At 45.7% G+C, this 20,550-nt stretch carries 19 protein-coding genes and 1 tRNA gene; 9 read left to right on the top strand and 11 right to left on the bottom strand.

From position 1 onward, the window contains the following. Nucleotides 1-217 precede the first annotated feature (217 nt). Both ADJ77_RS00180 and ADJ77_RS00175 read right to left on the bottom strand, forming a co-directional pair. Complete coding sequence (locus tag ADJ77_RS00180) at nucleotides 218-592, bottom strand: hypothetical protein (protein WP_025077814.1); 375 nt, start codon at nucleotides 590-592, stop codon at nucleotides 218-220. Between the two features lie 51 nt (nucleotides 593-643). Further along, entirely contained in the window at nucleotides 644-1,477 is an 834-nt protein-coding gene (locus ADJ77_RS00175; RefSeq protein ID WP_394330585.1) for an SPFH domain-containing protein, read from the bottom strand. 987 nt (nucleotides 1,478-2,464) lie between these two features. Here ADJ77_RS00175 and glpA point away from each other — a divergent pair. From glpA to ADJ77_RS00145, 6 genes are all read left to right on the top strand, one after another. Then, nucleotides 2,465-4,063: an anaerobic glycerol-3-phosphate dehydrogenase subunit A gene (gene glpA, locus ADJ77_RS00170; RefSeq protein WP_050695895.1), complete on the top strand. Its 1,599-nt coding sequence runs from the start codon at nucleotides 2,465-2,467 to the stop codon at nucleotides 4,061-4,063. Nucleotides 4,064-4,179: 116 nt separating this feature from the next. Continuing rightward, nucleotides 4,180-5,430 carry a glycerol-3-phosphate dehydrogenase subunit GlpB gene (gene glpB / locus ADJ77_RS00165; protein ID WP_025077809.1) on the top strand — a complete coding sequence of 417 codons (1,251 nt, stop codon included), beginning with the start codon at nucleotides 4,180-4,182 and terminating at the stop codon, nucleotides 5,428-5,430. A 4-nt stretch (nucleotides 5,431-5,434) separates the two neighbouring features. Then, entirely contained in the window at nucleotides 5,435-6,691 is a 1,257-nt protein-coding gene (gene glpC, locus ADJ77_RS00160; RefSeq protein ID WP_025077808.1) for an anaerobic glycerol-3-phosphate dehydrogenase subunit GlpC, read from the top strand. 186 nt (nucleotides 6,692-6,877) lie between these two features. Then, complete coding sequence (gene glpK / locus ADJ77_RS00155; RefSeq protein ID WP_050695894.1) at nucleotides 6,878-8,368, top strand: glycerol kinase GlpK; 1,491 nt, start codon at nucleotides 6,878-6,880, stop codon at nucleotides 8,366-8,368. A gap of 247 nt (nucleotides 8,369-8,615) precedes the next feature. Then, nucleotides 8,616-9,362: an MIP/aquaporin family protein gene (locus ADJ77_RS00150; protein ID WP_025077807.1), complete on the top strand. Its 747-nt coding sequence runs from the start codon at nucleotides 8,616-8,618 to the stop codon at nucleotides 9,360-9,362. A gap of 45 nt (nucleotides 9,363-9,407) precedes the next feature. Next, complete coding sequence (locus tag ADJ77_RS00145; protein WP_025077806.1) at nucleotides 9,408-10,361, top strand: HAD family hydrolase; 954 nt, start codon at nucleotides 9,408-9,410, stop codon at nucleotides 10,359-10,361. 429 nt (nucleotides 10,362-10,790) lie between these two features. On the opposite strand, the gene ADJ77_RS00140 is transcribed toward ADJ77_RS00145, so the two are convergent. Continuing rightward, complete coding sequence (locus ADJ77_RS00140; protein ID WP_025077805.1) at nucleotides 10,791-11,693, bottom strand: hydrogen peroxide-inducible genes activator; 903 nt, start codon at nucleotides 11,691-11,693, stop codon at nucleotides 10,791-10,793. Nucleotides 11,694-12,205: 512 nt separating this feature from the next. On the opposite strand from ADJ77_RS00140, the gene ahpC reads away from it, so the two are divergent. Further along, nucleotides 12,206-12,772 (top strand): alkyl hydroperoxide reductase subunit C, encoded by a 567-nt coding sequence (ahpC, locus tag ADJ77_RS00135; protein ID WP_025077804.1) that lies wholly within the window; start codon nucleotides 12,206-12,208, stop codon nucleotides 12,770-12,772. 116 nt (nucleotides 12,773-12,888) lie between these two features. Then, entirely contained in the window at nucleotides 12,889-14,442 is a 1,554-nt protein-coding gene (gene ahpF / locus ADJ77_RS00130; RefSeq protein ID WP_025077803.1) for an alkyl hydroperoxide reductase subunit F, read from the top strand. Between the two features lie 168 nt (nucleotides 14,443-14,610). Here ahpF and ADJ77_RS00125 read toward each other — a convergent pair whose 3' ends face one another. The 7 genes from ADJ77_RS00125 to ADJ77_RS00095 form a co-directional block, all read right to left on the bottom strand. After that, complete coding sequence (locus tag ADJ77_RS00125; RefSeq protein ID WP_025077802.1) at nucleotides 14,611-14,811, bottom strand: helix-turn-helix transcriptional regulator; 201 nt, start codon at nucleotides 14,809-14,811, stop codon at nucleotides 14,611-14,613. Further along, the gene (locus ADJ77_RS00120; RefSeq protein ID WP_025077801.1) at nucleotides 14,801-15,292 is read right to left on the bottom strand and encodes a hypothetical protein; all 492 of its coding nucleotides are present in this window, start codon (nucleotides 15,290-15,292) and stop codon (nucleotides 14,801-14,803) included. Before ADJ77_RS00120 ends, ADJ77_RS00125 begins: the two co-directional genes overlap by 11 nt. A 136-nt stretch (nucleotides 15,293-15,428) precedes the next feature. Then, complete coding sequence (locus tag ADJ77_RS00115; RefSeq protein ID WP_025077800.1) at nucleotides 15,429-16,022, bottom strand: hypothetical protein; 594 nt, start codon at nucleotides 16,020-16,022, stop codon at nucleotides 15,429-15,431. Between the two features lie 316 nt (nucleotides 16,023-16,338). After that, the gene (locus ADJ77_RS00110; RefSeq protein ID WP_050695893.1) at nucleotides 16,339-18,216 is read right to left on the bottom strand and encodes a heavy metal translocating P-type ATPase; all 1,878 of its coding nucleotides are present in this window, start codon (nucleotides 18,214-18,216) and stop codon (nucleotides 16,339-16,341) included. Between the two features lie 113 nt (nucleotides 18,217-18,329). Then, a complete protein-coding gene (locus tag ADJ77_RS00105) occupies nucleotides 18,330-18,566 on the bottom strand; it encodes a hypothetical protein (protein ID WP_025077799.1) in 237 nt (78 codons plus the stop codon). Beyond that, nucleotides 18,566-19,039, bottom strand: coding sequence for a DUF3990 domain-containing protein (locus ADJ77_RS00100; protein ID WP_025077798.1), 474 nt, complete (start codon nucleotides 19,037-19,039; stop codon nucleotides 18,566-18,568). Before ADJ77_RS00100 ends, ADJ77_RS00105 begins: the two co-directional genes overlap by 1 nt. Beyond that, a complete protein-coding gene (locus ADJ77_RS00095; protein ID WP_025077797.1) occupies nucleotides 19,036-19,254 on the bottom strand; it encodes a DUF3791 domain-containing protein in 219 nt (72 codons plus the stop codon). Before ADJ77_RS00095 ends, ADJ77_RS00100 begins: the two co-directional genes overlap by 4 nt. Before the next feature lie 151 nt (nucleotides 19,255-19,405). Between ADJ77_RS00095 and dusB the strand changes: the two genes are divergently transcribed. Further along, the gene (dusB, locus tag ADJ77_RS00090) at nucleotides 19,406-20,362 is read left to right on the top strand and encodes a tRNA dihydrouridine synthase DusB (RefSeq protein WP_025077796.1); all 957 of its coding nucleotides are present in this window, start codon (nucleotides 19,406-19,408) and stop codon (nucleotides 20,360-20,362) included. 100 nt (nucleotides 20,363-20,462) lie between these two features. Here dusB and ADJ77_RS00085 read toward each other — a convergent pair. Then, nucleotides 20,463-20,535, bottom strand: a tRNA-Pro gene (locus tag ADJ77_RS00085). Nucleotides 20,536-20,550 lie beyond the last annotated feature (15 nt).

Raw genomic sequence — 20,550 nt, 5'->3', positions numbered from 1 at the left:
ATACTAAAAACACCAGGAATAACAGAAAACTATATAAATCCTTGAGAGTGCAGAGCGTCCCATCTGCCTATAATCTACATAAACAAATAACAGAGAGGCGGTTACCATTTTGGCAACCGCCTCTCTGCATATTCACTACAACTCCTTTTTATCCCGTTTTCTCCTATGCTGCAACAGAGGCTTCAACTCACGTTATTACAGTTAAGACACAAACAGATTAATAAATTTCTCCTTGGAAACCGTTTTCCAACAGCTCCTTTTCAAGCCTTCTCCTTTCTTTAGCAGGATTAAATCCTGTCACAGCAAACGACATGCTTCTTCCATCCTTCATCGTCACCTTGGTTCTGAACGCACCGTTAATCTGGAAAATCTGACGCAATCTTATCGTAGCAATGTCTTTGATACAAATCGGATCAGGATCTTTCAAAATCGATATACGCCCATACTGCGTGTGAGGATAGAGATAGCCGTTCTCAATATGAAAGCCTCCATTTGAATTGATTTTCAGCCCCCTCCTCACTATATAACCGCAGAATATCATAGAGATTATTAGAAGCGGAATGGAAAAAAGATAGAAAATTGTTCTGTCCATAAACCTTAAATAACTCTACTTATACATATTGTAAAAGCAGACTTTGTCATACTATCGGCGGATATTCCACATCGGAGTTTCGCCACCTCCAAGGAGGACATCAATGTTGGCACCGTTCTTCTTCTCGATAACATCCCATGCACGCAACTGAATAAACTGTGCTGGAGAGAGGTTTAACTCGGTCATATATGCCTTGTCAGCCACGGCCTTGTTACGTTCAGCCTTAGCACGTGCAAGCTCCATTTCAGCCCGTTTCTCCTGTGTCTGCTTTGCCTGGATACTGGCTGCAGTCTTGTTCATCTCCTCCAACTGTTCCTTGTTAGGCATGACACGGTCGGTAATGACCTGCTGGATGTCGATAGGGAAATTGGCTTTACGTGACAAAGAGGCAACATACTGACGCATAGACTGCATGATGCGCTCGTCAAACTTCGCAAGGACTTCACGGTTACTCATCAGATCGAAAGGTGAGCAGGAAGACACATACTCACGTACCTTATTGCGGAAATACGGCTCAATGAAGTTCTCGAACCAGTTTTCTCCATAGTTCCTCAGCAGGTCAGGGGTCTGCCCTTTCTTCACCTGGATAATCATATACATATTGACGTCAAGCGGTGTATTGTCGTTTGACAGCAGGTCATCGAACTGGAACTGCGCCTTCTGCGGCAGGATATTGAAATACACAGCAGTGGTCGTCGGTGCTATCAGCGTGATAGAATTCACCGGATCATCAGCAACGCGCGTACTCCCGAAAAAGATAGGCTTCATCTTCAAGGCAGCCTCCTGGTCGTATGAAGGATTGACGAACGAAAAGAAAGCAAGAACAATACAGAAGATGACAACACCAAATCCTACTGGAAGCCATAATTTCTTTGAAAGGTTCATGTTATGGGAGTTTGTGGGGTTAATTCTTGGATTCTGCTGATTAGATTGTCTGGAATAAAAATTCATATCGAATGAAATTATAATGTTATTATTATTTATTTGGTTTCACTGAGTGCAAAGATAGTAAAAAATATAATATATGACAAATTATATTTTAATCAAGTTTCGCTTTCAGCAAGTTGATACGCAGGTGTTACACAGCAAACGAAACCAGACATCCGCATCCGCAACAGCTGTATCAAGCCTAATTCTCTAAGTTTTCCCAGGCTCTAATGACCGATTGCAGCTAAAATGAAAGTCGGCATGGAAGTGCAGCCTGTCCCACGGTCTGTACACCTCCAAAACATATTCAAAAACACTGCTGGGCGACAAACTTAAATAACATCCGCTCCAATGCCGCCCCCCCCTTTAAGCAGATAACATTCCACTGGCTTTGGGAAAGCAAGCTACATAATCAAACAAGCATCGTTTGCCTATGGTAACACAACTCTTTTCTGACAACAAGCTGCTCACACACTAACAACATATTGCACGGTGTTCAGCACTCAACACCATTGGTGTTCAGCCTCAGCACGAATGGTGTTTGCCAACAGCACGAATGGTGTTTACCAACAGCACATCGGTCGAAGACGGTAAGGGAGCTCTCTTAGGGTCATTATAAATGTATATGGCAAAGCACAAACAACTAACTTATATGGGGAATCTTTTGCGGACACCAATAGCCCAAAACGAACATACAAAGCCTGAATTCTTACCAAAAACAGTTTTACTTCCGACAAAGAATGTAGCAAAACGAAATTAAAAGCGTTTCTAAACGAAATAAAAATTATAAATAATGTTAAGCAATTTGGAAACCCCCAACTAAATTATTTATCTTTGCATCGTAAAGAAACAAAAGCATTTTTAAACAATGGCTCAATCTTTCTTTGTTGCTTTCGTTACGAAACATTGTGAACAACTTTTTGACAGATTAGAACTACCTATACAATGAGCAGAGTATTAGACAAAGATTACGATGTTATTATCATCGGTGGAGGCGTTACGGGCGCCGGCACTGCACGCGACTGTGCTTTGCGTGGACTGCGTGTGCTGCTTGTAGAGAAATATGATTTCAGCAATGGTGCCACAGGTCGCAACCACGGCTTGCTTCATAGCGGAGCACGCTATGCCGTAACCGACCCGGAGTCAGCCTCTGAGTGTATCAAGGAGAACATGATACTCCGCCGTATAGCCCGTCACTGCGTTGAAGAGACTGACGGCTTGTTTATCACACTGCCGGAAGACGACATACAATACCAGAAAACATTTGTTGAAGGCTGCCAGAAAGCAGGTATAAGTGCTAGTATTATTTCACCTGCAGAGGCACGACGCATAGAGCCATCGGTCAACCCTGACCTTATTGGCGCTGTGCGCGTGCCCGATGCTTCCGTTGACCCGTTCCATCTTACAACGGCAAACATCCTCGATGCACGCCGTCATGGAGCGGAAATCCTTACCTATCATGAAGTTGTAGGACTCATCGTCAACAACGGTCGCGTGGAAGGTGTGCACCTTCGCAACAATCACACAGGCGAAGAAAGCGAGACACATTGCAGAATCGTCATCAATGCTGCCGGCATCTGGGGACATGGCATTGTCAAGATGGCAGGCATAAAGATGAACATGTTTCCTGCCAAAGGAACGCTCCTTATCTTCGGTCATCGTGTCAACAACATGGTTATCAACCGTTGTCGCAAGCCTGCCAATGCCGATATTCTCGTACCAGACGATACTGTATGCGTCATCGGAACGACCAGCGACCGTGTACCATACGAAACAATTGACGACCTGAAGATAACACAGGAAGAAGTTGACCTGCTGATAAAGGAGGGTGAAAAACTCGCTCCAAGCCTTGCGACGACACGTATCCTGCGTGCCTATGCAGGTGTCCGTCCGCTTGTTGCTGCTGACAATGACCCGTCAGGGCGCAATATCAGCCGTGGCATCATCTGCCTGGATCATGAGAAACGTGACGGTCTGGCTGATCTTATCACAATTACAGGCGGTAAGATGATGACCTACCGACTTATGGCAGAGGAGGCTACCAACCTGGCTTGCAAGAAGTTGGGCATAGAGGCAGCATGCCAGACAGCCGATCTTCTGCTTCCCGGAAGTGAAGGAGAAGACACTGACAGAAAGCATCATATATACCCGACAGCGCATAATGCAGCCAAAGGGCGTCAGGGCTATCGGGTGCAGGAAATATCCCAGCAGAGCGAAGAAGACCGTGCCCTCGTCTGTGAATGTGAGGAAGTAAGTGTCGGTGAAGTGAAATATGCGATAAACAACCTGCATGTACACGACCTTCTCAACCTGCGCCGCCGTACACGTGTAGGCATGGGAACCTGCCAAGGTGAGCTTTGTGCCTGCCGGGCAGCTGGTGTTATGTGTGCTGCAGGAACAGAAGCTGACAAGACATTGACTGACCTTCGCAACTTCATCAATGAACGGTGGAAAGGTATGCGACCAGTAGCATGGGGCAGCACACTGGATGAGGCGCAGCTCACAACTACAATTTATCAGGGATTGTTAGGGCTGGAAAGCTGACAAAAGGCTTTTGGATGAAAAAGAAATCCCTACAACTATAGACATCACGGGAAGTCCACAAACCATAACAAGCCCAAAGATTCTAAACAATCTATCACAATCAAAAACAATCGACAATGAGATACGATACAATAATAATAGGTGGAGGACTCAGCGGACTCACTGCTGGTATCACACTGGCACGCACAGGCAAACGGGTCTGCATCGTGTCAGCAGGCCAGAACAGTCTCCACTTTAATTCGGGTTCGTTCGACTTACTTGGCTATGATAATAATGGAGAGGTTGTTGAACGTCCGCTGGATGCCATTCCTGAACTGGACGACAAGCATCCTTATAAGAAGATCGGAGCTGGGAAAATCGGACAACTTGCTGACAAGGCTAAGGCTCTGCTGGATGAAGCTGGCGTAAAGGTAACGGGCAACAGTGCACAGAATCATTACCGTTTCACTCCATTAGGCACATTGAAACCGGCCTGGCTGACAACCGAAGGATATGCCGTGAGCCAGCAGAAGGATGTTCTTCCTTGGGAAAAAACAGAACTCCTGAATATCCAAGGATTTCTGGATTTCCCGACAGAGTTCATCGCCACCAACCTTAAGAAACATGGTGTGGATTGTCAGGTGAAGGCTTTTACGACCGATGAATTGAGCCGTATAAGGAAAAGTCCTACTGAGATGCGTGCAACAAACATAGCAAAAGTACTGTCAAACAAAGACGCTTTGCGTAAAGCTGCTGACCGTATCAATGCCATCAGCGGAGAGACTGACGTATTGTTGATGCCTGCTGTATTGGGGTTCAGTGACGATGAAAGTATCAACGAACTGAAGGCAATGGTAAAGAAGCCGGTTGAATACCTTGCAACACTTCCCCCTTCTGTATCGGGTGCACGCACTGCTAATCTTCTGAAGCGCCTCTTCACCCGTCTGGGTGGCACAATATTGGTGGGCGATACAGCTAACAGTGGAGTCTTCAAGGACAACAGACTCGTATCTATAACTACCGACAATCTCCCTGATGAGACGCTTTATGCAGACGAGTTCATCCTTGCTACGGGTTCATTCATGAGCCACGGACTGCAGAGCAACTATCAACATGTATTCGAGCCAGTATTCAACCTTGATGTTGATGCTGCTGAAGCACGAAGCGAATGGACAAAGGAAGATGCGTTCACAGCACAGCCTTATATGGAATTTGGCGTGCGGACGGACAAGGACTTCCATGCAATAAAAGACGGAAAAGCTGTCAGCAACCTCTTTGCCATCGGTTCCGTACTGAGCGGACACAATGGTATCAGGCTCGCCGATGGCACTGGTGTTTCACTCTTGACTGCCCTTCAGGTAGCCGAAACAATAACAGAAAGGAAATAAGGTCATGCCAGAAGGAATACAACTAAAGAATATCAGCGGCAATAACTTGGAACAGTGCTTGAAGTGTTCCATCTGTACAGCATACTGCCCGGTGTCGGCAGTGGAGCCGGAATACCCCGGTCCGAAGCATTCAGGACCAGACTTGGAACGTTACAGACTGAAAGACAGCAAGTTCTTCGACAACGCCTTGAAGATGTGTCTGAACTGTAAACGGTGCGAAGTAGCCTGTCCTTCAGGTGTTCGCATTGCCGACATCATTCAGGCTTCACGCATCAAATACAGTACACATGGTCCTATCCTGCGTGACAGAATGCTTGCAAATACCGACTTCGTGGGTACTATGGCAAACATGGTTGCACCGATTGTGAACACCACATTAGGTTTGAAGCCTATCAAGGCTGTGCTCCACGGCGTGATGGGCATTGACAAACATCGCAGTTTCCCAGCCTACAGCAGCCAGAAGTTTGAGACATGGTTCAAGCGCAATGCAGCCAAACAGCAGGACGAATACAAGAAACATGTAAGCTATTTCCACGGCTGTTACGTCAATTATAACTTCCCACAGTTGGGCAAAGACCTCGTAAAGATTATGAATGCGGTCGGTTATGGTGTCCACCTGCTGGATAAAGAGAAATGTTGCGGTGTAGCATTAATTGCCAACGGACTTAGCAATCAGGCTCGCCGACAGGGAGAAGTGAACATCAACTCTATCCGTCAGGCAGCAAAGCAGAACCGCATTGTCCTCACAACGAGCTCCACCTGTACCTTTACCATGCGTGACGAGTATGAGCATCTGCTTGGAATAAAGGTCGATGATGTAAAAGAGAACCTCACACTTGCTACCCGTTTCCTCTACCGACTCATAGAAAGTGGCGATATAAAACTTGCTTTCCGCAAGGATTTCAAGATGCGTGCAGCCTATCATTCGGCATGTCACATGGAGAAGATGGGCTGGGTCATCTACAGTACAGAGCTATTGAAGATGATTCCCGGACTGGAACTTGTGATGCTTGACTCCCAATGCTGCGGCATCGCTGGTACTTACGGATTCAAGAAAGAGAACTACGAACGATCACAGCAGATCGGCTCCGGCCTCTTCACACAGATAAAGGAAGTAAACCCAGACTACGTCACAACCGACTGTGAAACCTGTAAATGGCAGATTGAAATGTCAACAGGATATGAGGTAAAGAACCCTGTCTCAATTCTTGCCGAAGCACTGGACGTTGAGGAAACAATGAAGCTGAACGGCATACAATAAGCGGTATTAACAGGCATTACGTATGTGTCCTGAAAATCAGACGACTATGTTCAAATAGTCGGACAACGGTATCAATAAAGCCGGAACTACGCAACAGGCAATCCGATGTACTCTGTCAAAGCTCTGTCACCGCTTATGATAACTATAAAATAAAGAAAAAAATCAACCTAACAAAATATTACTAGCATGGAGAAGAAATTCATTTTAGCCCTCGACCAAGGTACAACCAGCTCAAGAGCCATTGTCTTTGATCACAACGGACATATCAAATCCGTAGCACAGAAAGAGTTTACACAGTATTTCCCACAGCCGGGATGGGTAGAACATAACCCCAATGAAATATGGTCTTCGCAGGCTTCTGTCATCGCTGAGGCTATCTCTGCCATAGATATTAACGGCCTTGACATCGCAGGTATTGGTATTACCAACCAGCGCGAAACTACGATTGTGTGGGATGTTGACACCGAAGAACCTATCTATAACGCCATTGTATGGCAAGATCGCCGCACTTCAGAGTTCTGTGATGAGCTGAAAGCACAGGGCTTGACGGACAAGATTCATGAGAAAACTGGTCTCATTATTGATGCTTACTTCAGCGGAACAAAAATCAAGTGGATCCTTGACAACGTACCAGGTGCACGCAAACGTGCTGAGATGGGCAAGCTCCGTTTCGGTAATGTAGACTCATGGCTGGTATGGCGATTGACTCGTGGAGAGGTGCATGTAACTGACGTTTCGAATGCTTCTCGTACCATGCTCTTCAACATTCACGACCTGAAATGGGACGAGGAGCTGATGAAATTACTTGACATTCCTATGTCTATGATGCCTGCTGTAAAGTCAAGTTCAGAGGTTTACGGACACACCAAGACTACTATCTTTGCTCATGAAGTGCCTATCTCAGGTATTGCCGGCGACCAGCAGGCAGCCCTCTTCGGTCAGATGTGTATAGACCCGGGCTCTATCAAGAACACCTACGGTACTGGTTGCTTCGTAATGTTGAACACAGGTAGCAAGCCGGTTATGTCAAAGAACAACCTTCTTACCACTATTGCATGGAAGATTGATGACGATGTGGTTTATGCGTTGGAGGGTTCCATCTATGTCGGTGGCTCTGTTGTACAGTGGCTGCGTGACGGATTGGGCTTCATCACCTCATCATCAGAGGTTGAGGACTTAGCTTCAACCGTACCAGACAGTGGTGGTGTTTACTTCGTTCCCGCCCTCACTGGTCTTGCAGCTCCTTATTGGGATCAGTATGCCCGTGGTACGATAGTCGGCATTACACGTGGTACTACACGTGCACATATCGCCCGTGCAGCCCTTGATGGTATTGCATTCCAGACTTACGACATTGCACAGGCAATGGCAAAGGACATGAACGCTTCTCTTACCGAGCTGAAAGTCGATGGTGGCGCATCACGCAACAATCTTTTGATGCAGTCTCAGGCAGACATCCTTGGCATTAAGGTTGTTCGTCCACGTATCACTGAGACCACTGCCTTAGGCGCAGCTTACCTTGCAGGTCTGGCTGTCGGTTTCTGGAAGAATATTGACGAAATCAAGAGCCAATGGCAGGTTGAACGCTGCTTCGAGCCTATTGCTGACAGTAAAGAAATTGAGGCAGCCAAGGCTGGTTGGGCAGATGCTATCGGCAGAACGCTTACGAAAAGATAAGACCTAACAAATAATAACGGTGCTGTCTGGTAAACATTTCCAGCATGAGTCAGCCATTAGTGTCTTACGCATAAAATGACAATCATGCACTTTCTACCGATGTGGCATTGCCCGGCACATGTGGCGTTCATGGTAAACACCAATGGCGTCGAGGGCTGAACATCTTTGATCAGGGGCTTGCTTCGCCAATTACCTATCAAAGTTTATCGGACAGCAACCATACAATAACAACCATCATTCAATCCTTATGGAATATTCAATGACAACACAGTTCTTCATGGAACTATTAGGAACACTGATTCTGGTACTTTTCGGAGATGGTGTATGTGCTTGTGTAACGCTGAACAAGAGTAAAGGACAGAATTCGGGATGGATTGTCATCACCATTGCATGGGGTCTCGCAGTATGTATGGGTGTGCTTGTTGCAGGTCCTTATACTGGTGCCCATCTCAATCCAGCCGTATCAGCCGGCTTGGCAGCAGCAGGCATGTTCCCATGGAGTTCAGTGCCCGTCTATGCCGCCGGACAGATGATTGGCGGAGTCCTGGGTGGCATCCTCGTGTGGATTTTCTACAAAGACCACTACGATGCTACCGATAACGACACGGCAAAGCTCGGCACATTCTGCACAGCTCCTGCCATCCGCAACTATAGTCTGAACTTCCTCTGTGAAGTGATTGCCACCCTGGCACTTGTCTTTATCATCATCAGTTTCAGCACAAAGGGCAACTGCTGTGACCCGAAACACTTCAAGTTCGGTCTTGCAGCCCTTGGTCCTATCCCTGTAACATTGCTGATTATTGCACTCGGCATGTCGCTCGGAGGTCCTACGGGATACGCCATGAACCCTGCCCGCGACCTGTCACCACGCATCGCCCACGCCATCTGCATGAAGGGCGACAATGACTGGGCTTACTCATGGGTGCCTGTTCTCGGTCCTATGGTTGGCGGTCTCATAGCAGGATGGTGCGGTGCATTACTTCTGCAGATATAATTCCCAAACAGTAAAAACAAATTAAACTAAAAAAATAATTCTATTATGAAGACTTTTAAAAGAACCATTCAGCTTGTAGCCGTATTCCTTTTCATCGGTGCAATGCAGCTTTCAGCACAGACCTACAAGTATCAGAAAATCGTAGGTTTCACTGATGCTACCAATGCAAAACTCGAGGCTTTCCTCCAGTCAACCATCTCAATGAACATCCGCAAGGTTGCCGTATTCGATTGTGACGGTACTCTCTTCGGTCAGGTTCCTTACTATCTCGCAGAGGAAGCTCTCTACGAATATGCCCGCCGCAACTATGCAGGCAAGAAGGACGCCAAGTCAGTTGAGAAGTTCAAGCTGGTTGACAAGATGATCAAAGAGGATGCCATCAGCCGTGAGCGCGACCGTATCAAGTTCCTCAGCGGTCTTACTCCAGAGGAGGTACAGCGCATTGGCGACGATTGCTTCCACGAGAAGTATCAAAACAAGTTCTATCCTCAGATGAAAGCCCTGCTTGCCAATCTCCGCAACTATGGTTTCGAGACATGGGTTATCTCAGCTTCTCCGGAGTTGCTCTACCAGCGTTTCTGCGTTGAGGAGCTTGGATTCCAGGAGGACCGTGTGATTGGTGTGAAGTCACTCGTTACAATGGGCGGCGTTGTTACCGACCAGATTGTATTCCCTTCACCACAGGACGAGGGCAAGGCTGAGGTGGTAAGAACCTTCATCAAGACCCGTCCGCTCTTCGCAGCAGGCAACAGCCGTGGCGACATGGAGATGATGAACACTTCAGTGGGTCTGAAGCTCATCCTCAATCCTGATGACAAGACACCACAGAAGGTGATGGGAGGCAAGACTGTCAAGCAGTACTGGGCAGCTGACCCTAACTGTATCACAGAGTACACCCGCGACGTAACTGAAGGAAACTATAACTGGGCATGTGATGAGTACAAGGTAAAGCAGAATGCTGCTACCGACGTTTCTAACCCTGCAGTTGTTATCTACTAAGTAGGTCGTCATCGTTAACAGCCAATATCTTCATACCTGTTTTCCATTCAGTATGACAGCTTGGAGATATTGGTAAAGCAAGAAAGAAAACAAAAAAAGATACATACATGTGTTTTACTTTAAACACCTAACTTAATATACGTTCTGCAAGACCTACGTCATAAAAGCTACGAAGGCAACTTACAGGACATACCATAAAACACAGCTCATTAGAATATAGATGTAATTTAATTTTAGTTCACAGGTTCTATCATTTTGTTAGTAAGATTGATTAGGGATAACATTTTCCCCAGTTGCCGTAAAACAGCAGCTGGGGATTATTCTTTCATGCAGCCTCAAGAGAATCCATGCCCGAACTTCATACCATGAACACGGTCAGTTCCTTTTGTCTTTTCTATCACGAAAACATCCTGCCATCCGTGGATAGCATCAAGACTGGAACTCCACAGGCAATGACTCCTTTATCCGATCGGCAAGCATACGGAGCAGCGTATGGCGGATGAAGCTGGGTGAAGTCATAAGGATAATCTCACGGGAGGGTATCGGATGAGCGAAAGGACGGACAAGACGGTGCTGTTCCTTCGTAAGCTGTGAAAGCGCAAGCTGTGGGATAAAGGTCACGCCCTTGCCATTCTCCACAATCCGCATAAAGGTCTCAATGCTCCCTAAGTTATAGCTTTTCTTGCTCAGTGCAGCCGACTTCAGCTGGCAGAACTTCACAAGCTGGTCACGGAAACAATGCCCCTCGTCCAGTAACCACAGGTACTCGCCCGACAGGTCAGCAGGACGGATAAACTCCTTATCAAACAACGGGTCGTCTTCTGCCACATAGCCGAAGAACTGTTCACGGTAGAGTGGCATGCACTCCATCTCCTCCAGCCCGTCAACACGTGCCAGAATACCAGCATCAATATCGCCCCTACGGAGAGCCCTTCGCATCTCTTCCGTCTTCATTTCCGTGACCCTCACATCCATCTCCGGGTGTTCATTCATCAACTGAGGGAAGAAACGAGGAATAAGATATGGTGCAATGGTCGGCAGAACGCCCACTTCAAAAGTCCCGGTAAGCATCTGCCGCTCCTCATCAATGGTCTGCTTGAGCTTTCTTGCTCTCGAAAGCACTTTCCAAGCCTCCTCTATCACCTTCATTCCTGCCTTTGTGGGCTGTATAGGTTGCCGTTTACGGTCAAAGATTTTCACACCTAATTCGTCCTCAAGTTTCTGAATCATCGAACTAAGTGTCGGTTGTGTGACATTGCAATCATCGGCTGCCTTTGCAAAATGTTTGAGCCGATAGACAGCCATTACATATTCAAGTTGTTGTAGTGTCATTATTCTGATACGATGTGTAGACTATGGCAAAAATAAGTAAAAAAAGCCGAATAGCCGTGTTCTCATAGTGTTTTTTATGCTTTATACTGGTCTTTTTCATTCTTTATGATGAGTTCTTATGCCTTCAATCACTATAATTAAGTATCGCATAAGCCAATAAAATAAATACTACAAAGCGTTTGTAATCGTTGTACAAGCCGTTTGTAATGGTTGTACAAGGCGTTTGTAATGGTCGTAAAATTCGTATCATTTGCGCCATTCGTAGTCCACAATGCTTTTACAAGGCATTTCCAGTAGCTATACAAGGCACTGGTAATAATTTTATCATTGGTATATTCTTTTTAATCCGACCGACTGAAGCACTTATTTCACTGATAATCAACGACTAAAGCGAGTTTGATAGATTTTATTAATCACCTGATAGATTTTTCCTATTGGCTGTAATAATTACAAATACTACCTTTGCATTGCAAAACAAAAAGAATTTATCACATAAATAGTTTAAGTTAGATATGGAACCAATTATCAATGCACACGCACCAGAGTTTACCGTTCAGGCTTTCCAGGACGGACAGTTCAAGACCGTTTCAAGCAAGGATATCGAGGGCAAATGGGCACTCTTCTTCTTCTACCCAGCTGACTTCACTTTCGTATGTCCTACAGAGTTGGAGGATTTGGCTGACAAGTACGAGCAGCTCAAGGGTCTTGGTGTAGAGGTATTCTCAGTAAGTACTGATACTCACTTCGTACACAAGGCATGGCACGACGCTTCTGAGACAATCAGAAAGATCAAGTACTCTATGCTCGCTGACCCAACAGGCGTATTGAGCCGTGGCTTCGGTGTTTACAAAGAGGACGAGGGTCTGGCTTACCGTGGTACATTCCTCGTAAACCCAGAGGGTCTCGTTAAGATTGCTGAAATCCAGGACAACAGCATCGGTCGTAACGCTGATGAGCTCGTTCGTAAGGTTGAGGCTGCTCTGTTCGTTGCTTCTCACGAGGGTGAGGTTTGCCCAGCTAAGTGGAAGAAGGGTGGCGAGACATTGAAGCCAAGCATCGACCTCGTTGGTAAGCTCTAAGACTTAGAATCATTAACAACAGACACAGAAGTGTCATATAGGTTATGGTGGAGAGATAAGTCTTCGAACTTCATCTCTCCACTTTCTTATAATATAGAGAGAAAATTACAAGCCCCATGTTAGATTCAAACATACTCGAACAGGTGAAAGGCGTGTTCGCATCGCTTTCATCAGACATAACGCTCAGCGTAATACGTAACAGTAATGACGAGAATACAGCAGAGTTCTCTTCCTTCATAGAAGACTTTGCCTCTACTTCTGATAAAATCAAGACTGTCTATCAGGAAGGAGAACAGTTCTCATTCAGCATCCTTCGCAATGGTGAAGAGACTGGTATCAGCTTCCGTGGTATACCAAACGGACACGAGTTTACCTCGTTGCTCCTTGCTGTCCTCAATACTGACGGACAGGGTAAGAACCTTCCTGACGAGGCGATAGCTGCACGTATCAAGTCACTGAAGGGTGAAATCCACCTTCAGACCTACGTTTCTCTCACCTGTACGAACTGTCCTGACGTTGTTCAGGCACTGAACGTGATGGCGCTCATCAACCCAAATATCAGCAATGAGATGGTTGACGGTGGTCTATGTCAGGACGAGATACAACGTTTGAACATACAGGGCGTACCTTCTGTGTACGTCAATGGGGAGCCTTTGCATACGGGTCGTGGCGACCTTGGCATCCTTCTGCAGGAATTAGAGGACAAAGTAGGCACCAACCACGATGAGAATGCTGTGCAGACAGTGCATGAATATGATGTTATCGTACTCGGTGGTGGTCCTGCCGGAGCATCTTCTGCCATCTACTCTGCCCGCAAAGGCTTGCGCGTAGCTATCGTTGCTGAACGCATCGGAGGACAGGTAAACGACACGACAGGTATCGAGAACCTTATCTCTGTCACAAAGACAACCGGTATACAGCTTGCTGCTGACCTCCGCACACATATCAATGACTATTCTATCGACGTGTTCGACAGCCGCAAGGTCGTTTCTACCAACCTGAAAGAGGCTGTGAAGACGGTTTCTGTCCGTGGCGGCGAAACCTTCACCGCACCAGCCGTTGTGATCGCAACAGGTGCAAGCTGGCGCCGTCTTGGTCTGCCAGATGAGGACAAATACATCGGTCATGGTGAGCATTTCTGCCCACATTGCGACGGCCCTTTCTACAAAGGCAAGGACGTAGCAGTCATCGGTGGTGGTAATTCTGGTATCGAAGCAGCCATCGACTTGGCTGGCATCTGTCGCCACGTGACGGTTCTTGAGTTCGCTGATGCTATGCGTGCCGATGAGGTTCTGCAGCAGAAAGTGACCAGTCTGCCTAATGTTGAGGTGTTCCTTTCTACCCAGACAACAGCCCTCTTGGGTGATGGTCAGAAGTTATCGGGTATCAGAGTGAAGGACCGCACCAATGACGAAGAGCGCGAAATTGCCTTAGATGGCGTCTTTGTTCAGATTGGCTTGTCGCCAAACAGCGATGCTTTCAAGGACGAAGTGGAGGTTACTCCACGTAATGAGATTATCGTTGACGCAACCAATCGTACCAGTCTGAGTGGCGTATATGCTGCCGGTGACGTTACAACGGTACCTTACAAACAGATTACAATTGCCATGGGAGAAGGTGCTAAGGCTGCCCTTTCAGCCTTTGACGACCGGATCCGTGGCGTGATATAAGATAAATTAATCATTCCAACCTGAGTGTATGTTGGGCCCGATGCGACAAGTGTGAATCTTCTTCACCTTGTGCACCGGGCTTTTTTTATATTAGTACAAAACTCAAAACTAAGAATTCAGATTTAGGATTACTTATAATATAGCATCAGAATTCATAAACAGGGGGCTTTAATCGCTCTCCTCAAGTTCAAAAATGTCATCTACACGCTTATCGAAAACACGTGCAATCTTCAGACTGAGAACTGTCGACGGCACATACTTCTCGCTTTCGATAGCGACTATCGTCTGGCGTGACACCCCTATAAGCTCAGCTAATTGCGCCTGGGTCATACGCTTGACAGCCCGTTCTACTCTTATACTATTCTTCATTATGTATCCTCCTTCTATGTAGTTCATAAAGAAAACGGAAGTGAAACAGCAGAAATATGCTGAACATTGAAAGCAGTAACAACGTGACATAAACCATTCCAAAGCAGAACCACGTAAAGATAACGAAGAAAATCGTGTTTACTTTCAGTGCCCATACCAATGAACGCATACGGAGATGTTCAACAAATTCATCCTCAACTTTTTCCTTTGAAAATGCTATCATATATAGCGATACAAAAGCCAGACAGTAGATGATTTCAGAGAACATATCTTCCCGTGCAAAATAGAGGAATGAATGTCCTTCTTGTTCAGGAGTGAAAAAGCCCAAGTTACCTATATGCAAGGTAACAAAACTCAGCCAATCATCATCAAACCAGTTATTAATACCTAACCAAGAAACGATAATCATGACCCAGCAAGGGATAAAAACAAACCAACCAATCTTCCTGAAGATGTGGGGCAAAAGATAATCTGTTTTCATAAAAGTAGTTTTTTAATGAATAAGATAAAATTTCTATCACACCACAAAAGTAATACTTACTTTCCCAAAAGTCAAGTAAACTATACATAAAGATTGCTTTAATAACCCTATATTTAACATATATTTACATTAAAGGCTATTTTTTCGGCTCTTTCAGTTCATTCTTTTTCTGAATAGAATCAGCTTTTAATTCCTGTTGTGTCAGCCGATAAGCCTTGAGGATAGGATCTTCCTTATCGTCCAAGCCATCCATTTTCTTGAAAACTTCACGTAGCTTCTCCACGTGCTTACGATCTCTGCGTAACCGCTTATCAAGCATAAGCCCAAAATCAAACTCTTGAAGAGAATGGGCTGGCTTCTTTTCCAAGATGTCTCGCTTCGGCATCTTCTTCAACAGTTCACGCCCGTCAACAACCTGTTTTCCTATCACCACAACCTCATCAAGATAATGTTCGGCAGGAAAGAGAAAGACGGTATCACGCAACACCTCGTCACGCAAGAGTTTCTCTGGCGCATATCCTTTCTTTTTGAAGGTAGCTGCCTGGAATGAATCAGGCAGATTAATGTATCCTTTCCACGTAGTAAGTCCCACATTCTTCCCATCCACACTGACCAACACATCACGTATCGGAAAGTGCGTAGCCCCGTCACATACCAGCACTTTCTGTGCCTGAACTGACGAGAATGGCAGCAAAAGCCACAAGAAAAACAGAACAAGTCGTATCTGCATAACTATCACTTCGACACTGCAAACTTACACAAAAGTTTTCTCATTTAGCTTTCTCCGTAATTATTTTTATCGTAAAAGCACAAGACTGTAACATTGTTTAAGAATGAAAAGCCATCTATCATCAAAAGATAAAACACTCTCTTGTTTTATCAAAACTTGCTTTCCATAATACTAAAAAAGGTATTTACATCGCTACTTTGAGACAGATACCGAATTACTTTCATGAAAAAAAGAAATTATTTTCATGAAAATAAATATTTTTCTTCGTGAAAAGAAATATTTTTTTTCATGAAAATAATTCGGAAACAGCTTATTCTTACCTTGCTCTCATCGCATTAAGAACGGCAAGAACCATCACACCAACATCGGCAAAGACGGCTAATCCCATGCTTGCCATTCCAAAGGTGGCAAGGAGAAGGACGGCAACTTTAATACCGATAGCAAACCATGCGTTCTCTTTCGCTATAAAGATTGTACGACGTGAGAGCTCAATGGCAAGCGCAATCTTTGAAGGTTTGTCATCCATCAATACCACATCGGCTGCTTCAATGGCTGCATCGCTGCCCAATGCACCCATAGCAATACCCACATCAGCACGTGCCAACACAGGTGCATCATTGATTCCATCCCCGACGAAGGCTACGGCACCGTCGCTCTTCTTCTCAGCAATGAGGCGTTCAACGTGGCTTACCTTGTCCGCAGGGAGCAGTTCGGCATGGTATTCCGTCACCTTTGTCTGTTCGGCAATCTGCTCAGCAACTTCCCTCTTGTCGCCGGTCAGCATAACGGTCTTGGTGACACCCAACTGCTTCAGGCGCTCAACAGCGCTGGCAGCATCAGCCTTCAAATGGTCAGAGATAACAACATGACCTGCGTATTCGCCATTGACAGCTACGTGAACCGTGGTGCCTGTATGGCTTACACAGCGTTTGCAAACAGGCAATGTGATACCGAGAGTTGCCATCAGACGGTCGTTGCCAACGCTTACCGTCCTACCATTAATGGTGGCAGTGATACCCTGTCCGGCTGTTTCCTGTATGTTTTCCACTGTGCAATTATCCTTCTCATCAGCGTAAGCCGTGCGGAGGGCAAGCGCAATAGGATGGGTTGAGAAACGTTCCACATGGGCTGCCAAGTGAAGCAGCTCCTGCTCAGAAAGGACCTCAGGGTGAACAGCCTCAACATCAAAAGTTCCACGTGTCAGCGTTCCTGTCTTATCAAATACCACCGTAGAGAGCTTTGCCAAGGCATCCATATAGTTTCCGCCCTTGATGAGTACACCCTTGTGGGAAGCTCCGCCGATACCGGCAAAGAAGGTGAGTGGGATGGAGATGACAAGCGCACAGGGGCAGCTTACGACTAAGAATGTCAATGCACGATATAGCCAGACACCGAAAGCCGGTGCGTAACTATCATAGAAGAAAGGAGGGATGACTGCCAGGGCAAGTGCCGAAATGACCACAATGGGCGTATAGACACGTGCAAAACGACGGATAAACGACTCGCCACGTGACTTGTTTTCGCCTGCATCTTCAACGAGTTTGATAATCTTTGCGGCTGTAGACTCGCTGAAAGGTTTGTCTACACGTACCTTCAACACCCCCGAAAGATTGACACAGCCAGAGATAACTTCCATTCCAGTGGTTACATCACGTGGCATGCTCTCCCCTGTCAGGGCTACGGTATTAAGGCTGGACGTTCCCTCAAGCACCGTTCCGTCCAAAGGAATCTTCTCTCCGGGCTTTACTATGAGCATCTCACCGATGTTCACTTCTTCCGGACTTACGCTCTCCACGTTTCCGTTCCGATCTACAAAGGCTACATCGGGACGAATATCCATCAGCTCAGAGATGGAGTCGCGCGCCTTGTCCTCTGCATAGTGCTCAAAGAGTTCGCCCACTTGGAAAAACAACATCACGAACACGCCCTCGATAAACTGTGGTTCGGCACCAGGCAGGAAACCGATGAGCAGAGCACCGATAGTGGCAAGGCTCATGAGGAAGTTCTCATCAAAGGGGTCGCCCTCCATGATTCCCTCAACCGCTTCGCCCAGCACATCATAGCTGATAACCAGATAGGGAACCAAATAAACAAGCAGCACCTGCCACATGGGAAGTGCTGCGTAATGCTCCACCAGCCATGCTCCTGTGAGGAGTACAGCCGTGAGAATGATTCTTAAAAGTTTCTTCTTCATAATCCAAAACCTGTTACTGCATTAATAATCTGCTGCAAAGATAAAGATTATGTTTTGCAACTGGGTTGCAAAAATGATTGTGGAGGAAACTTAAATATTAGTTTTTATGACGATCAGTTAACTTGTGGTAACTGCCCTGTCTTATATTCATGTTTGAGCAAATGATACACATAACCAGGACTTTGGTCATAAAGTCCGGTCCGTTTGTTCTGCAGAAGTTCAAGTGTCTTTGAAGAATAGACAATATTTAATGCTTCTGCCGTATCCAAATGATAGTCTTCTATAAGATAAGTTGTCAGCTCATCAATAGTAAAATTGACAAGGTGATTAAATCTCTCTTGCTGAGTCATTACTTTATTCTCCTTAATTGTTTTACAGCCTTTTCAGTTCCGAAAAAATACTGATTACTGAGTTTCTTAAACTTGAGCATCCGAGTAAACTGTGCTAAAGTGACTGCTCCTGTCGTGTATTGATTAATAAGAAAGGCAACTCCATCATCTGCTATAGGTCCAACAACGATATCGTAATCATGATGATAGTTCTTACTTCTTGACCTATTGTTAAAGATGAATGTTGCCCATTCAGGGGTAGTACCTTCAAAAACGAGAGTTTTCAAATCACCTTTATGCAAGGCACTCTCATCAAATTCATACTCTTGTACAATGGCTTTACCCCCTAATGCTTCCCGTTTTCTTTTCGCCATTCGTTCAGCCTGCTCACGTATTGTCGTCAAATAAAAGCCTTGACCGAAATCTTTGAGAGGGAAAGACTTTGTAAGATCAATCTCTGAAAAATCCGTATTAGTACCATGATAGAGTTTCATGCCAATTCTCCTCCATTCTTTTGACAGACTTTGATAAGGTCGTCTACCGTATCTTCTATAGACAACGTATGTTCCACGTCATAATACTCTAAAAGAAAACGTATTCCCTTAAAGTTATGAAGATAGCGGAAAGCCTGCTGTACAGTCAAGTCAAAGCGGTTACCAAACGTTCTGATAACAGCGTTCAAATAGGGTATTTTGTATTGATCAGCCATAATACGTGAACTTTATATTGCAAAAATAGCATAACTTTCGTGTACTACAAAATATTTAAGAATGAAAAACACTCCTTTTCTTTCCCTTCCTTTTACTTTTTCACCCTCTTACCTATTTACTATTCAAAGCATTTTCCTTACCTTTGCACCCATGAAAATAGGAACAATAGATTTAGGGGAACGCCCGTTGTTCTTGGCTCCGATGGAGGATGTGACGGATATTGGCTTCCGAAAGATGTGCAAACGCTTCGGTGCTGCAATGGTATATACGGAGTTTGTATCGGCTGATGCAGTCATCCGCAGTATCAAGTCAACGCTTTCAAAGATAGTCATTGACGACAGCGAGCGTCCTGTAGGCATACAGATATACGGCAGGGATGTGGCTTCAATGGTTGAAGCAGCCAAGATTGTTGAACAGGTAAAGCCCGATGTGATAGATATAAACTTTGGCTGTCCGGTGAAGAAAGTGGCAAACAAGGGTGCCGGCTCTGGTATGTTGAAGAACATCCCACTGCTGCTTGAAATCACACGAGAGGTGGTGAAGGCTGTCAACACACCTGTCACGGTGAAGACCCGATTAGGTTGGGATAACGACAACCTGATTATTACTGACCTTGCCGAGCAGCTGCAAGACTGTGGCATACAGGCATTGACTATCCACGGGCGTACCCGTTCACAGATGTACACGGGCGAAGCTGACTGGACATTGATAGGTGAAGTAAAGAACAATCCACGCATTCATATCCCGATTATCGGCAACGGTGACGTGACAAGTATTGAACAGGCACATGAGAAGTTCGACCGCTATGGCGTTGATGCTGTGATGATAGGTCGTGCTACCTTCGGTTGTCCGTGGCTGTTCAATCAAGGTGAGAAGCAGCTCACGTTAGATGACAAGATAGATATTCTCGAAGAGATGCTGCGCATCAACGTGGAGCGTATTGACGAATACCGTGGCATTCTGCATACGCGCCGACATCTGGCAGCATCGCCCATCTTCAAGGGAATCCCCGATTTCAAGCAGACACGCATCTCCATGCTGCGTGCAACGAAGATGGAAGAACTGCTGGCAATTCTTGAAGATTGTAGGGAAAAGCTAAGGAAGTAACCAGCCTTATTAGCCTTATTAGCCTAATAATCCTTATGGGGCTGATAGCTTCTATAAAACTAAAAAGGGAAGAAACCGCATGGTTTCTTCCCTTTTTCTGTCGGGATGACCGGACTCGAACTGGCGACCCCTACGTCCCGAACGTAGTGCGCTACCAACTGCGCTACATCCCGATTGCTATGTAAGCG

The organism is Prevotella fusca JCM 17724, assembly GCF_001262015.1.
In the GTDB taxonomy this organism is placed as follows: domain Bacteria; phylum Bacteroidota; class Bacteroidia; order Bacteroidales; family Bacteroidaceae; genus Prevotella; species Prevotella fusca.
This window is presented reverse-complemented; position numbering and strand designations above follow the sequence as displayed.

What these genes read in the sequence shown, in the direction of transcription:
- ADJ77_RS00180 (WP_025077814.1), bottom strand. Translation starts at nt 592, where the DNA reads ATGGACAGAACAATTTTCTATCTTTTTTCCATTCCGCTTCTAATAATC.
- ADJ77_RS00175 (WP_394330585.1), bottom strand. Translation starts at nt 1,477, where the DNA reads ATGAACCTTTCAAAGAAATTATGGCTTCCAGTAGGATTTGGTGTTGTC.
- glpA (WP_050695895.1), top strand. Translation starts at nt 2,465, where the DNA reads ATGAGCAGAGTATTAGACAAAGATTACGATGTTATTATCATCGGTGGA.
- glpB (WP_025077809.1), top strand. Translation starts at nt 4,180, where the DNA reads ATGAGATACGATACAATAATAATAGGTGGAGGACTCAGCGGACTCACT.
- glpC (WP_025077808.1), top strand. Translation starts at nt 5,435, where the DNA reads ATGCCAGAAGGAATACAACTAAAGAATATCAGCGGCAATAACTTGGAA.
- glpK (WP_050695894.1), top strand. Translation starts at nt 6,878, where the DNA reads ATGGAGAAGAAATTCATTTTAGCCCTCGACCAAGGTACAACCAGCTCA.
- ADJ77_RS00150 (WP_025077807.1), top strand. Translation starts at nt 8,616, where the DNA reads ATGGAATATTCAATGACAACACAGTTCTTCATGGAACTATTAGGAACA.
- ADJ77_RS00145 (WP_025077806.1), top strand. Translation starts at nt 9,408, where the DNA reads ATGAAGACTTTTAAAAGAACCATTCAGCTTGTAGCCGTATTCCTTTTC.
- ADJ77_RS00140 (WP_025077805.1), bottom strand. Translation starts at nt 11,693, where the DNA reads ATGACACTACAACAACTTGAATATGTAATGGCTGTCTATCGGCTCAAA.
- ahpC (WP_025077804.1), top strand. Translation starts at nt 12,206, where the DNA reads ATGGAACCAATTATCAATGCACACGCACCAGAGTTTACCGTTCAGGCT.
- ahpF (WP_025077803.1), top strand. Translation starts at nt 12,889, where the DNA reads ATGTTAGATTCAAACATACTCGAACAGGTGAAAGGCGTGTTCGCATCG.
- ADJ77_RS00125 (WP_025077802.1), bottom strand. Translation starts at nt 14,811, where the DNA reads ATGAAGAATAGTATAAGAGTAGAACGGGCTGTCAAGCGTATGACCCAG.
- ADJ77_RS00120 (WP_025077801.1), bottom strand. Translation starts at nt 15,292, where the DNA reads ATGAAAACAGATTATCTTTTGCCCCACATCTTCAGGAAGATTGGTTGG.
- ADJ77_RS00115 (WP_025077800.1), bottom strand. Translation starts at nt 16,022, where the DNA reads ATGCAGATACGACTTGTTCTGTTTTTCTTGTGGCTTTTGCTGCCATTC.
- ADJ77_RS00110 (WP_050695893.1), bottom strand. Translation starts at nt 18,216, where the DNA reads ATGAAGAAGAAACTTTTAAGAATCATTCTCACGGCTGTACTCCTCACA.
- ADJ77_RS00105 (WP_025077799.1), bottom strand. Translation starts at nt 18,566, where the DNA reads ATGACTCAGCAAGAGAGATTTAATCACCTTGTCAATTTTACTATTGAT.
- ADJ77_RS00100 (WP_025077798.1), bottom strand. Translation starts at nt 19,039, where the DNA reads ATGAAACTCTATCATGGTACTAATACGGATTTTTCAGAGATTGATCTT.
- ADJ77_RS00095 (WP_025077797.1), bottom strand. Translation starts at nt 19,254, where the DNA reads ATGGCTGATCAATACAAAATACCCTATTTGAACGCTGTTATCAGAACG.
- dusB (WP_025077796.1), top strand. Translation starts at nt 19,406, where the DNA reads ATGAAAATAGGAACAATAGATTTAGGGGAACGCCCGTTGTTCTTGGCT.